The sequence below is a fragment of the Victivallis sp. genome (assembly GCF_048170485.1).
Classification (GTDB): domain Bacteria; phylum Verrucomicrobiota; class Lentisphaeria; order Victivallales; family Victivallaceae; genus Victivallis.
This window is the reverse complement of sequence record NZ_DBEXAY010000088.1, coordinates 1-12,571: the sequence shown is the minus strand read 5'-3', so window position 1 is coordinate 12,571 and position 12,571 is coordinate 1. Positions and strand designations below refer to the sequence as shown.

Sequence of the window (12,571 nt, the reverse complement as noted above, 5' to 3'; positions counted from 1 at the left end):
GTCGAAATCGCTCCAGTCGGGTTTTCCTTCGGCGTCGGCGTGATCGCTCCAGCGGCCGTAGACGTCGTGGTTGCGCCACCAGTGGATTCCGGCATGGTTCACGAATGCGTCGGCGTAGTTGTGGTAGTGGGCGCCGAAGGGCGAACTGCTCTGCCAGGTCGCGGCGGCGGCGGGCAGATACATCACCGGCACCGGATTCTGGAGGAGACTGATCTCGTAGAGGTACGGGCCGTACTCATCCGGGAGCGGCAAAGGCATGGAGAGGCTTCGTTTAAACGTGTATTTTCCTGAGAGTTGTTTCAGCTCTTTTCTGCCATCGCTGGATAGCAGACGAATGCGGACCGCAAGCTTCACCGGTTTTCGGGGATCGCAGTTATGGAGCATCAATGCGGGTTTTCGATTCGCGACGAGCAATCCTCCGTCGAGTGCGTCAGAGAAGGTTGCCTCCACAGGATGGGGCTGCCGGGACACACCGAGTTCATAGAGTCGTACCATGTTGTCCGGCAGCTGTTTGAGAAAGACCACCCGGACCGCCGTTGTCTTCTCTTCGGGGAAGGCGCTGTTGCGTAGAACGTCCCGGTTGTTTCGGACCTCTTTCACCGTCTTCCACGCATCGTCGGATTTAATCTGAATGTCGTAGTTTATGGCAATATGGGAGGGCTTCCAGAATTGCAGTGTGACCTGGTTGACTTCCTGTGGCTGATTGAATTCGACGGCGAGCCAGTGTTTCTCCCGTGTATTGCAGCTGACCCAGCGGCTCGCTTTGGAGGTAAAATCGTCGTCACCTGCTTTGTCCGGCGTATAGGCCGCGAAGTGGCAGTCGGCGGTGAGACGTGTATTGGGAGTGCGGACCAGATTTTTCGGCTGTTCGGCTCCCAGAAGGCTAAATACGGAGATGCACAGCACCTCGACCAGTAAAATTTTTTTCCATGTCATATTGCTACCCTATTCGTTTATTATAAATTATATTTCCCCATTATTTTGAGAAAACAAAAATTATTCAATAGGAATCTTTGAGTGCGAAATGAGAAGGTCTGGACAATAATAATTTTATAGCTGCTAAATGAGTTCAATAAGGACACACCAGTTTATCTGCTTCATATTGTTTTGAAGCCAGACATTTGCGGATATGGGAGGAGCTTTCAACATTTCCAGCCAGCATCAGCAAATTAGCCCGACCTCTGTGCCGATATCCGATTCGACATGGATTATTTAGACTGATTGTCAGGCTAGCCGGGTAGGTCGACGGATCTAGATGTGTGTCATCATTGCCGTAGAAGCCGCCATTGTAGGTGCCGTCGGCAATCAAAATGACCTGAGAAGGATTTTTGATTTTTGTAAATTTCCGGATTCGAGGACTGGTTCCATCAAAGCCGTCAATTGTTTTCTGGGTCCATGTTACACAATAGTTGACGCTGTAACTCAAGCCTCGTAATGGCTTGTTTCTGCCGCTTGGCCCTTGAAGCACATCACGATCCCCGACGGCAGGACAGCCGTTGATCGCCTTGCCGGCTTCCCATCTTGTCTTTCCTGGACTAGCGGTTGATGTTGCAGTCGGATCAATCGAGCAAACCAGCCAACTGCCGGCCTGATTCCAATTGTAACCGTTGCTTATTACTCTGCCATCGCCTGAACCCATGCCGCCATAAGGAAAAATAAAATCGTTAAACGCAAGAAAATAGTTGTCTGCAGCCAACCTCCACTGCTTCAGATTGTTGACACACTGAATTGTTTTGGCTCGATCCCGCGCCTTGCTCAGCGCCGGGAGCAGCATCGCCGCCAGAATCGCGATGATCGCAATCACGACCAGGAGTTCGATAAGAGTAAAATATGAAGACGGTACGTCTTGCCGCTTGGGAATCCGGTCGCGAAAAGCCAACTTGAATTTCATCTTCCAGCAACTCCTTATCATGATTTTCGGGTTTGTATTAATTATACTGCAACTTTGCTGGAAACCGAATATTGAAAATAGCGGAAATATACAAAAATCCCGGTTTTTCGAGATTTTTCCACCACTCTCCGTTTGCCGGAATGGGAAATGGAATTTACAGGAGGATGAAGGAACTTTGCCGCGGGAACCGCCGAGCCGGGAAAAGTGGCAACCCCGCCAGGATTCGAACCTAGACTAACTGGACCAAAACCAGTTGTGCTACCATTACACCACGGGGTTGCAGGTCGCTTCCGGAGCCTCCGGTTGCAATGCCGTCATTAAAAATAACCCCGGTCCGGAGAAAATTCCATTCCGGAATCGTTTTTTTTGCTGATTTTCACCGGGTTCCGGCCGCCGCCGCCTTCGCTCCCGCCCGGATTGCATGCGAATATTCCGCCGGCGCCACCCCCTGCGGTGCCACCCGGCTCCGGCGTTTCAGCTCCGCAAAACTCTCCCCCTCCCGGTGGCGGAGGTACCCCAGTTCGTAAAGCAGTTCATCCGACCGCCCGTTCAACAGCAGGCGGATGTCCCCCTCGAAGCTCGGATTGATCTCCCGCAGCAGCGGCGCCAGACTGGTGGTACAGTTCTCCGTGATGCTGTTGTAGAACTCCGGCTCCCGCTCCAGTTTGACCGCGCGGTTCAACAGCGAATCGAGCATCGTCCGCGCCTGCTCCGGCGTCGCGTTGGTGCGGTACAAATAGAGTTCCTCCCCCCGGAAATCGGTCCGGAGCCGGAAGAGATCCTCCTCCAGCGCGATCACCATCAGAATTTCATACTGTTTGTAGAAACCCGGCAGAAATCCCTGCTCCTCCCCCTCCGGCAGTCGCGTCTCCATCGAAATGGCCAGATGGCGTCCGTCGCGGAAGCCGAAGGAGAGCATCGTATGCGCCACCGCCTCCAGCCCGTCCCAGTGCGAAATTGCCAGATCGACGCTCTGCACCTGGTCGAGATCGTATGTTCCGCTGATGTAGACGCTGTCGAAATCCTCCTCGGTGCGGTAGCGGAAATTGCGGATGTTCCCGATCTTCGCCCGCGCACCGTCGAGCTCCACGTGCGGAGCTCTCGCCCAGGGGCGCTGCCACCTGACCCCCTCGAAGGCGCGTTCCGGCGTCCGCAGTGCGAAAAAGAAAATGGTTGCGAGCTCCAGCGCCGCCATCACCGCGAGCAGTGTCCCGCGAAACCACCCTCCGGCCGCCAGCGCCAGCAGCAATAGAAAGAAGAGCAGTGAAGCGGAGAACTCCCACCCCTCCGGCAACGGAAAGGTGTAATAGGCCGCGCCCCAGCACCAGACGGCGGCGAGGATTCCCGCCGTTACGCAGAGCGGACGGAGGAGATGGCGATGGAGGAGCTTGAGAAGCGGTTCAATTCGCATGTTCCGCCGCTCCCTCCCCGAGCTCTTCGGGCAGTTCCGGCGTGGCGACCTGGATGTCCGGATACTGGCGGAGGTGTTCGAGCAGAATCCGGCGAATCTCCCGGATTGCCAGCGGATTCTGCTGGGCGCTGTGGTCCGATTTGACCACCAGTTCGCTCACCGCGCCATCCAGATGGCTGCTCGCGTAGGGCACGATACCGTCACTGCCGCCGGGAATGCCGGCCTCCTTTTGATTGCCGATCACCGAGTGATACGGCACGCCCGGCCGGAACGGAATCGTTTCAAGCAGTTGAAGCGTCCGGTTGTTCGGATCGAGGTTGTCGATGCCGGTCTGAAATTTCGAATTGTCCGGCTGCAGCCAGCCGTGGCGCATCAGGTTGCCGATGACCCCTTCGCCCCGCTGGACCAGCGACTGCGGCAGTTCGATCAGCGAGGCGCCGATCCGGCCGATGGCGCTGTTCGCCATCTCCGAACCCCGGTGCGGAACCGCGATGAACACCACCCGCTGTACGAAGGGGAGCGCCTTGAAATCCATCATCCGGGTGACGAAATCGCGCTGTTCCGCCGTGAGCGACGCGAGCATCTCCCGGTAGTTGTCGCCGAGCAGCGGTTCGACCAGCCGGTTCTCCGCGTTCATGATCAGCGTCTTGGAGAGAAGTCCGCCCATCGAGTGGCCGATCAGCACCATCCGGTTGAACATCTTCACCGGCCGCCCGGTCGCCTGGAGCCGGTCCGCCTCCGCCTGCAGATCTTCGCGCAGAAGCTGTGCCGAGTAGAGCACCGGGTTGCCGCTGGAGTAGGAGAAGCCCCAGAACTGATAGTGTTTCCGCAGATCCGGGTCGTTCTGCAACGTATTGATCATCTGCATCCAGGTGCGCGCATTGGACATCAGCCCGTGAACCAGCACCACCGGAATCCGGTCGTCGCTGTAGGGCTCGAACATGTAAAGCCCCTGCATCCGCACCGTCTTATCCGGATTGAGCATGTACTCCAGGTAGCCGAACGGAAGCGGGTCGTGCGCCATGTAGGCCAGCGGCGTGGAGAAATCCTGCTCCAGCGGAATCCGGTTCCGCCCGAGCTGCACCTCGTCGCAGTTGCGGCTGTCGAAGAAGGCGAGCTGCCCCGTGACCTCCCGGCGGTTCTCCTCCCCCGGCTTGAACTGCAGAATCAGCGTCGCCGGCAGCGTCTGGTTGTCGGTGAACCGCACCTCGTCAAGGTGGGGTTTCACCCGGCAGATCAGCGGCGCGCCGAGACCGAAGCGACGGCTGACGTGGGTGAGGTTCTCCGGCCGGTAGTCGGCGCAGAGCAGAAAATCCGAATAACTTTCCGGCGAAAGCGGCAGCCGGAACTCCGGGGCCTGAAAGGTCACCCGCTGGCCCCCCGCCGTCGTCAGCCGGTATCCTTTGTGGTGCAACAAATTCCGCTGGCGCAGAAAGAGGAAGACTTCCCCCGTCGCCGCGTTGTAGATCCGCATGACCCCCACCCGCTCTTCGCTGTAGGGCTGTTCGCCCGGCCGGTCGAGCAGCTGCAGATAGGTGTGGCTGTAGAGCGCCGCCGCGAGATGGTAGCCGACGGCCCGGTCAGGATCCGACGCGAAGCGCAACCCGAGGTTGAGCGCGACATCGGCCATCGCGGCGAGGTGTTCCGGCCGGGGTTCGTTCCGGAACAGTTTCTGCAGTTGCAGAAGCAACCCCTCCGGATTTTCCTCATACTGATCCGAAAGCAGCAGATTGGCCAGCAAATTGGCGGTATTCTGGTTCAAACCGTTCCCGGTGGAGACGCTGCCGTAGCCGAGCCGGTCCCGGCTGCCGACGCGGGTGACGGAGATTTCGTGGCTGCAGCCGGCAGAAAACAGCAGTATGGCCGCGGCGATCAGCAGGAGGTATCCGGCGGCGGATTTCATTGCCCCGCCTCCTTCGCCGGCTGACGGGCGTGCGTGTCGCCGAGGCAGTTGTAGATCTGCGGCACCAGATATTTGATCATCGACGAGGCCGGAAGCGCGAGAATCATGCCGGGAATTCCGGCGAATATCGCACCGAGCAACACCACGATGATCGTTTCCAGAGTGGTCAACCCGAGCGATTCCCCGATGACCGCCGGGTAGAGAATGAACTGTTCGATGATGCCGTTGTAGACCAGATAGAGGGCGATGATTCCGGCCAGCTGGGCGCCGGAGACGTCGCCGCCGCCCACCGCCAGCGTCACCAGCACCGTCAGCGTCGCCGAGAGAATCGGGCCGATGTAGGGCAGCAGAATGCCGCACCCCGCCAGCAGGCCGAGCACCGGGAAGTAGGGGACCCCCAGCAGGTAGAATCCGGTGGTGTAGACCGTCGCATCCACCGTCATCAGCGTCAGGTAGCCGCGCACCCAGATGCGGAGCTGGCCGATGACGCCGCTGATGATGCGCTGTGCCTCCGCCACCGTCTCTTCGCTGGCGCCGGGCAGCCAGCTGCCGTTGAAGACGGTGCGCACCAGGTATTCGCTCTGGCGCCCGTCACTGCCGCCGTCGCCGCAGAACTCCGCCAGTTTCGACAGGAAGAGCAGAAAGAAGAAGACCGTCATCAGCAGGTCGACCAGAATCGCCACGATCATGCCGAGAACGCTGGCGGTGAAGGAGACCAGCCCGCCGGTACGCCGCAGGAGAATGCCCGCCAGCTCCCGCTGGGCCGACTCATCCTGCATGATCCGGCTGATCTGATCCAGCCCGAACTGCACCAGCGGGAGCTTTTCAAACCGCTCCCGCAGATGGTTGAGATAGACCGACGCCTGATCGAGCAATCCCTGCGCGCTGGATTCGGCAAGCGAACTTTCGATGGGCGGCGGCTGCGGCTTCGGGGAGATGTTTTCCATTCCGGCCGTTTCAGTGGCGACCGCCGCCGCTTCCTCGCCGGTTGCTTCCGCGGAGGGGCCGGCCGGTTCGGCCGTTTTTTTCTCCACGGTGAGATTTCTCTCGGTCCAGTCGCGCACCGAACTGCTCAGATTGTGCACATAGTGGTTGGTCAGCGAAGAGAAGAGGATCCCCAGCATCAGGATCACCAGAGCGACCAGCACGCAGGTCAGGCCGACCGCGCGATTGATGATCCGGCGGTTTTCCCGGCGGCGAAGCTCCTCGGGCGCGGGGTCGCTCGCCCCCCGGCGGATGGCCCGCGACAGCCGGTTCAGCGGCGAGAGAATCCAGTCCGCCAGGCGGAAGAGATGGTAGCCGATGCCGCGTTTCTCCCTCAGCCGCCGCTCGAAATATTTTTCCGCCGGCAGCATCACGTAGGCGGCGATGAGCCCGAAGATGACTGACCGCAACAGCGTCGCGGTGAGGATGAACACCGCAATGACGATCAGCGCGACGAGAATTCCGGCCCCGGAGCGGAGAATCCGCCGCCGCCGGAGATATTCCGCGGCGATTTCGTCGATGAACTTCTCGATCGTTTCGGCGGCGAATCCCAGCCGGTCGGCGAGGTCGCGGATGAGCGGCGCGCTCTCCTCCAGCGAGTCGGTTGAAATCGCAAGAACGATGAAGGCCCGCAAGACCCGTTCCAGCTCCTCCGCCGGCAGCTCCCGCAACGCGTCGGCCGCCTCTTCCGCGGAGACCGGAGGCTGATTTTTCAGCTCCGCGACCAGCTTGTCCACCTCAAACGGCGAGTGTTCGTACATCAGGAGCTGGCGGAACGATTCCAGATCGGCCTCCGTCAACGGCCCGTCGCTTTCGAGAATCCGTTTGAAAATGCCCAGAACGGCGTTACGGATGGCGCGTCCGGCATCGTCGGCGCCGTTTCCGCTGTGAAACAGCGCGGTCACCACCGTGAAGGTGTGGCGCATCGAGCGCTCCATCCGTTTCGAGAGCCGGAGCGAACCGGTGAATCTGGAAAAATCGAACATCCGCCGCTATCCTCCCTGCTCCGTTCCGCCGCGTCGGTCTTTCCGGACGGAGGCCGTTTCTGTGGGTTCCTCCGTTCCGTCCGGAATGCGCCGCACCCCGGACGGAGCTGTTTTTCTGCTGGTTCCGCCGCCGCGTCCCTTCAGCGGACGCGCACGTCGCGGTGCCCCGGCACCACTTCGCCGACGATTCCGGCGGTGAAGCCGTTGTTGCGGGCGATGGCGAGCGCTTCGTCCGCCGCCTTCTGCGGCACGAACCAGACCATGCCGATGCCCATGTTGAAGACCCGGTAGGCCTCCACCGGATCGACGTGGCCCTTTTCCACCAGCACCTTGAAGATCGGCGGAATCGGCAGTACGTCGGTGTCGAAGACCGCGGTCACATCGTTCGGCAGAATGCGCGGCACATTGTCGTAGAGGCCGCCGCCGGTGATGTGGGCGATGCCGTCGAGCGGCAGGTTCTTCGCCTGCGCTTCGCGGATGGCCGGGTAGTAGCAGATGTGCGGCCGCAGCAGCGCTTCGCCGACCGTCTCGCCGAGCTCGTCCAGATAGGTGTGGACGTTGTAGCTGCACTGCGAGAAGAGAATTTTCCGCGCCAGGCTGAAGCCGTTGGTGTGCAGGCCGCTCGAACCGAATCCGATCGCGACGTGACCCGGACGGATCTTCTCGCCGGTGATCAGCTTCGATTTCTCCACCACGCCGGTGATGACACCGACCAGGTCGAAGTCGTTGCCGTACATGCCGGGCATCTCGGCGGTTTCGCCGCCGAGGATGGCGCAGTTGGCCGCCTTGCAGGCGTCGGCGATGCCGGTGAGCACCTCTTCGTAGAGCGGGCTGCGGAGTTTGCCGATGCCGATGTAATCCATGAAGTAGAGCGGTTCGGCACCCTGCACGGCGATGTCGTCGATGCAGTGGTTGACGATGTCGTGGCCGACGGTGTCATACTTCTCCATCATCATCGCGATCATCAGCTTGGTGCCGACGCCGTCGATGCTGGAGACCAGCACCGGTTCACGGTATTTCGAAAGGTCGATCTGGAAGAGGCCGCCGAAGCCGCCGACCGGGGCGAGCATCTCCGGACGGCGGGTCTGGGCGAACTTCCGTTTCACCTGTTCGAGAAGTTCGGTGGCCAGGTCGATGTCCACGCCCGCGGCCTTGTACAAATCGCTCTTGACGTTTGCGCTCATGTCGTTCCTCTAAACTGTAGTGATGTTGCAACCGGATTGTATCCGGTTAAATATACATGAAAAACTCCCTATTACAAGTTCCAGAAGCGCTTGGGCTCGGCGTAGGCCATGGCGACCGCGAGCTTCATGGTCTCCTCCTCCGGCATCTGGCCGTACTCGATGAGCGACCCGAGCACGTCGGCCAGCACCCGGCGGAACATCTCGAAGCGGGAGCCGTACGAGAGCAGCTTGCGCGAATCCGAAACCATTCCGGCGAAATTCCAGTAGACGTCGACCGCGCCGATGTATTCGAGCTGGCGGCGCATGCCGGTCGGGTGGTCGCAGAGCCACCACGCCGAACCGAGCCGGACGTTTTCGCCGAACGCGCGCGCCAGCGTCGCCAGCGTCGCCTGATGGCCCTGGTCGAGGCAGTAGAGCACCACCTTGAGCTTGCTGTCGAACCGGTTGAGGAACGACACCAGCGCGGGCAGGAAGTCCTGATAGTGGTTGCTGACGTCGCCGCCGACATCCGGACCGAGCGCGTCGAAGAGCCGGGCGCGCACGTCGCGCACCGCGCCGAGGTGGAGCTGGGTCACCCAGCCCTTTTCGGCGTTGAGGGCTGCGGCTTCGGCGAGGAAGGCGCCCATGTAGCAATCCATCTCCGCGGCGGTGAGCGTCTCTCCGGCGAGGGCGCGGCGGAAGATCCGGTCGGCGTCCTCAAAGAGGTAGTCGGCGCGCAGCGGCAGTTCGAGGCCGTGGTCGGTGGCGAGGCACCCCTTTTCGGCGAAGTAGTCGTGGCTCTGCCGCATGGCGTCGATCAGGTCGCTGAAGGTGGAGATCTTCCGGTTGAACCGCTTGCCCACCCGGTCGATGTACTCTCTCCAGCCGGGGGCGAAGATCTTCATCGCCTTGTCGGGGCGCCAGGTCGGGCGGATGATTTGGCGGCCGAAGGCGGCGTTGGCGCGCTCGTGATCTTCGAGCAGGTCCACCGGGTCGTCGGTCGAACTCATCGCCTCGACGTTCAGCGGACCGGTCAGCAGCGCCTGCGGCCGGAAGGCGTCGGTGGCGAGCTTCTCGTTGACCGCGTTCCAGATCTTTCTGCCGGTCTTTTCGGAGAGCCGCTCGTCGATGCCGAAGTAGCGCTTGAGGTCGAGGTAGATCCACTCATAGACCGGGTTGCCGACGATTTCGGGGAACACCTTCGCCATGGCGAGGAACTTCTCCTCGGCGGAGGCTTCGCTCCCGGTGATCAGCGACTCGGGCACGCCGCGTTTGCGCAGCATCTCCCAGACGTAGTGGTCGGTGGCGGCGAAGAGCTGCCAGGCGTCGGAATAACACGCGTTGTCGGCGATTTCGCGGACGTTCGCGTGGTTGTGCGGGTCGATGACCGGAAGATCCTTGATTTCGTTGAAGATCCGTTTTCCGGTCGCGTTGCCGATGAGATAGTTGTCATCGAGAAAAGCCATGATACCTCACTCCTTGCTCTTGCTTTCTGCTATACGTTGACGGCGTCGGCGGTGGCGGCGTCGAGTTCCGCGCGGTACTGATCGAGAACCGGCCGGACCCGTTCGGCGAGGAACTCCTCGACCTGCTGCGGCGCGCGGCCGATGAAGGTCGAGGGGTCGAGCAGCGAATCGAATTCGTCCCGGATGCAGGCGAAGGCCGGATCGTTGCGGAGCCGGTCGAGCAGGTCGTTGTCCGCGCCCTCCTCCTTGACCCGGCGGGCGGCCGCCATCGAATGGGTGCGGATCACCTCGTGCAGCGCCTGCCGGTCGCCGCCCTTCTTCACCGCGGCCATCAGCAGATTCTCGGTCGCCATGAAGGGCAGTTCGGACTGGATGCGGCGGGCGATCACCTTCGGCCAGAGCTGGAGGCCGTCGGTGATGTTGATGAGCAGCGAAAGGATGATGTCCGCCGCGAGGAACGATTCCGCGAGCACGATGCGGCGGTTGGCGGAGTCGTCGAGGGTGCGTTCGAACCACTGGGTCGCCTCGGTCATCGCCGCGTTGGCCGGCAGGCTCATGAGGTAGCGCGAGAGCGAGCAGACCCGTTCGCTGCGCATCGGATTGCGCTTGTAGGCCATGGCGCTCGAACCGATCTGCTTCTTGCCGAAAGGCTCCTCGACCTCCTTGAGGTTGGCGAGCAGCCGGATGTCGGTCGCCATCTTCGAGGCGGACTGGGCGATGCCGGAGAGGATCGACAGCACGAAGTAGTCGATTTTGCGGGTGTAGGTCTGGCCGGAGACGGCGATGACGTTGGAGAAGCCCATGCCGGCGGCGACGTCACGTTCGAGCTGGCGGCACTTGGCGTGGTCGCCGTCGAAGAGTTCGAGAAAGCTCGCCTGGGTGCCGGTGGTCCCCTTGACGCTGCGGAAGGGGATGCGCTCGATCTCCTCTTCGACCCGCTCGAAGTCGAGCAGGAAGTCCTGCAGATAGAGGCTGAACCGCTTGCCGACGGTGGTGAGCTGCGCGGGCTGGAAGTGGGTGAAGCCGAGGGTGGGCAGCGCCTTGTTGGCGTCGCAGAAGGCGGCGAGCTGGCTCATCAGCCGGAGCAGTTTGCCGCGGATGATCTTCAACCCTTCGCGCATCTGAATAAGTTCGGTGTTGTCGGTGACGAAGCAGCTGGTGGCGCCGAGGTGGATGATCGGCATCGCCTCCGGGCAGAGTTCGCCGAAGACGTGGATATGGCTCATGACGTCATGGCGCAGTTCGCGCTCTTTGGCGGCCACCTTTTCGAAGTCGATGTCGTCGAGGTGCTGCTCCATTGCGGCGATCTGGGAGTCGGTGATGGCCAGCCCGAGCTTCTGCTCGCACTTTGCGAGCATGAGCCAGAGCCGCCGCCAGGTGGAATGTTTGAACTGCGGGCTCCAGAGATAGCTCATCTCCTTGCCTGCGTAACGGTCGGTCAACGGATTCTGATAGACGTCATTGTTCACCGGAAATGCCCCTTCCAGTTGAATAAATTGATTTTTCCTGTGATAATTCGAATTGCCGTTTGCAATCGACGGGAAAACGGTATACCATATAATTTAAGGCACAATCGGTGATTTCGCAAGGGAACAAGGTGAAAATATCTCATGGATGCGCAACGTTTCGCCATCGTCATCAAAGTCAACGACCTCAACAACTGCCGTTTTTTCTACCGGGAACTGCTCGAACTGGGCGAACCGGTGGTGGACAGCACCTACGCGGTCTCCTTCGAACTGACGCCGGGATTCCGGCTGATTCTGGAGAAGAGCGCGGCACCGTATCTGGAGCACGCCTCGGCGGCGACGTCGCTGCTCTTCACCGTGCCCGACCTCGACCGGCTCCGGCGGCGGCTGGAGGATGCCGGATACACGCCGGCCTTCGATGAAAATCCCCATCTCGGCGGGTTTCTGATCGGCAGCGATCCGGAGGGGAATCTCTTCCGCGTCCGGGAATCGTATCCCGCGGATACTCCGGAGAGATAATCCGGCCAAAAGAGCTGAAATCCAACGGAAAAAGAGCGAAAATCCGCTCTTTTTCAGAAAAAATGTGATTTTTTTTGGAAAAAACGTCAAAAGCTATTGACATTGAGCCATTTTTCCGGTATAATATTGAGAAATGTTCATAATGAGCAACTGATTCTCGATTGGACTGTATATTGAACTGATCCGGACAACCGACATTTTCAGCCAGAGCTGACTGGCGGCGTCCCCCGATGTGGCCGGGGGGCGACATCGCAATCTCGCCGACGATTTCCGACTGCAAACCATGCCTGCGAACTCCTGACGGTCCGACGTTTGCGGCGCGATTCCCCAAGAGGCTTCAAATGAGAACGATTCAGGAGAGCGGGCGAAACAAACATTTTTTCAACACTCCGGAGGTCCGGAGAGAAAGCAGAAGAGAAAGGAATCAGGATGAACATCTACGTGGGGAACTTGCCGTACGGACTTGACCGTGACGAACTCAGGGCCACTTTTGCGGCGTTCGGCGAAGTGAGCTCCGCCCGGATCGTGACGGATCGCGAGACCAACAAATCCAAGGGATTCGGATTTGTCGAGATGCCGAACGACGCCGAGGCGCGCAACGCCATCGCGGAGCTCAACGGCAAGGAGATCGGCGGCCGCAAGGCGGTCGTGAACGAAGCGCGTCCGCGCGAAGAACGTCCGCGGGGCGGCTTCGGCGGCAACCGCGAGGGCGGCAACCGCTGGTAATTGTTTCGATTGCTTGCAAGAGGGGATTCCGGTCGACGGGATTCCCTCCTTTTTTT

The 12,571-nt window shown here is 60.3% G+C and carries 10 protein-coding genes and 1 tRNA gene; 2 read left to right on the top strand and 9 right to left on the bottom strand.

Translation table 11 applies throughout. The annotated features are described in order from the left end of the window. The 9 genes from ACMLHG_RS04780 to purB form a co-directional block, all read right to left on the bottom strand. A partial coding sequence (locus tag ACMLHG_RS04780; protein WP_417169729.1) for a discoidin domain-containing protein occupies window positions 1-936 on the bottom strand: 936 nt, incomplete at its 3' end. A 133-nt stretch (window positions 937-1,069) separates the two neighbouring features. Then, complete coding sequence (locus ACMLHG_RS04775) at window positions 1,070-1,891, bottom strand: DUF1559 domain-containing protein (protein ID WP_417169728.1); 822 nt, start codon at window positions 1,889-1,891, stop codon at window positions 1,070-1,072. Window positions 1,892-2,096: 205 nt separating this feature from the next. Then, window positions 2,097-2,170: transfer RNA gene (locus tag ACMLHG_RS04770), tRNA-Gln, on the bottom strand. 97 nt (window positions 2,171-2,267) lie between these two features. Then, window positions 2,268-3,302, bottom strand: coding sequence for a DUF4105 domain-containing protein (locus ACMLHG_RS04765; protein ID WP_417169727.1), 1,035 nt, complete (start codon window positions 3,300-3,302; stop codon window positions 2,268-2,270). Further along, on the bottom strand, window positions 3,292-5,205 hold the full coding sequence (locus tag ACMLHG_RS04760; protein WP_417169726.1) for an esterase/lipase family protein: 1,914 nt from the start codon (window positions 5,203-5,205) through the stop codon (window positions 3,292-3,294). The genes ACMLHG_RS04765 and ACMLHG_RS04760 overlap by 11 nt, the downstream gene beginning before the upstream one ends. Beyond that, entirely contained in the window at window positions 5,202-7,175 is a 1,974-nt protein-coding gene (locus tag ACMLHG_RS04755; protein WP_294434804.1) for an AI-2E family transporter, read from the bottom strand. Before ACMLHG_RS04755 ends, ACMLHG_RS04760 begins: the two co-directional genes overlap by 4 nt. A 140-nt stretch (window positions 7,176-7,315) precedes the next feature. Further along, on the bottom strand, window positions 7,316-8,359 hold the full coding sequence (gene purM, locus ACMLHG_RS04750; RefSeq protein ID WP_294434802.1) for a phosphoribosylformylglycinamidine cyclo-ligase: 1,044 nt from the start codon (window positions 8,357-8,359) through the stop codon (window positions 7,316-7,318). Window positions 8,360-8,430: 71 nt separating this feature from the next. Next, complete coding sequence (gene uxaC, locus ACMLHG_RS04745) at window positions 8,431-9,804, bottom strand: glucuronate isomerase (protein WP_417169725.1); 1,374 nt, start codon at window positions 9,802-9,804, stop codon at window positions 8,431-8,433. Window positions 9,805-9,833: 29 nt separating this feature from the next. Then, complete coding sequence (gene purB, locus ACMLHG_RS04740; protein ID WP_417169724.1) at window positions 9,834-11,273, bottom strand: adenylosuccinate lyase; 1,440 nt, start codon at window positions 11,271-11,273, stop codon at window positions 9,834-9,836. 141 nt (window positions 11,274-11,414) lie between these two features. Between purB and ACMLHG_RS04735 the strand changes: the two genes are divergently transcribed. Further along, complete coding sequence (locus ACMLHG_RS04735; protein WP_294434798.1) at window positions 11,415-11,789, top strand: VOC family protein; 375 nt, start codon at window positions 11,415-11,417, stop codon at window positions 11,787-11,789. 429 nt (window positions 11,790-12,218) lie between these two features. After that, window positions 12,219-12,515, top strand: coding sequence for an RNA recognition motif domain-containing protein (locus ACMLHG_RS04730; protein ID WP_294434797.1), 297 nt, complete (start codon window positions 12,219-12,221; stop codon window positions 12,513-12,515). Window positions 12,516-12,571 lie beyond the last annotated feature (56 nt).

What these genes read in the sequence shown, in the direction of transcription:
- ACMLHG_RS04775 (WP_417169728.1), bottom strand. Translation starts at nt 1,891, where the DNA reads ATGAAATTCAAGTTGGCTTTTCGCGACCGGATTCCCAAGCGGCAAGAC.
- ACMLHG_RS04735 (WP_294434798.1), top strand. Translation starts at nt 11,415, where the DNA reads ATGGATGCGCAACGTTTCGCCATCGTCATCAAAGTCAACGACCTCAAC.
- ACMLHG_RS04730 (WP_294434797.1), top strand. Translation starts at nt 12,219, where the DNA reads ATGAACATCTACGTGGGGAACTTGCCGTACGGACTTGACCGTGACGAA.
- ACMLHG_RS04765 (WP_417169727.1), bottom strand. Translation starts at nt 3,302, where the DNA reads ATGCGAATTGAACCGCTTCTCAAGCTCCTCCATCGCCATCTCCTCCGT.
- uxaC (WP_417169725.1), bottom strand. Translation starts at nt 9,804, where the DNA reads ATGGCTTTTCTCGATGACAACTATCTCATCGGCAACGCGACCGGAAAA.
- ACMLHG_RS04760 (WP_417169726.1), bottom strand. Translation starts at nt 5,205, where the DNA reads ATGAAATCCGCCGCCGGATACCTCCTGCTGATCGCCGCGGCCATACTG.
- ACMLHG_RS04755 (WP_294434804.1), bottom strand. Translation starts at nt 7,175, where the DNA reads ATGTTCGATTTTTCCAGATTCACCGGTTCGCTCCGGCTCTCGAAACGG.
- purM (WP_294434802.1), bottom strand. Translation starts at nt 8,359, where the DNA reads ATGAGCGCAAACGTCAAGAGCGATTTGTACAAGGCCGCGGGCGTGGAC.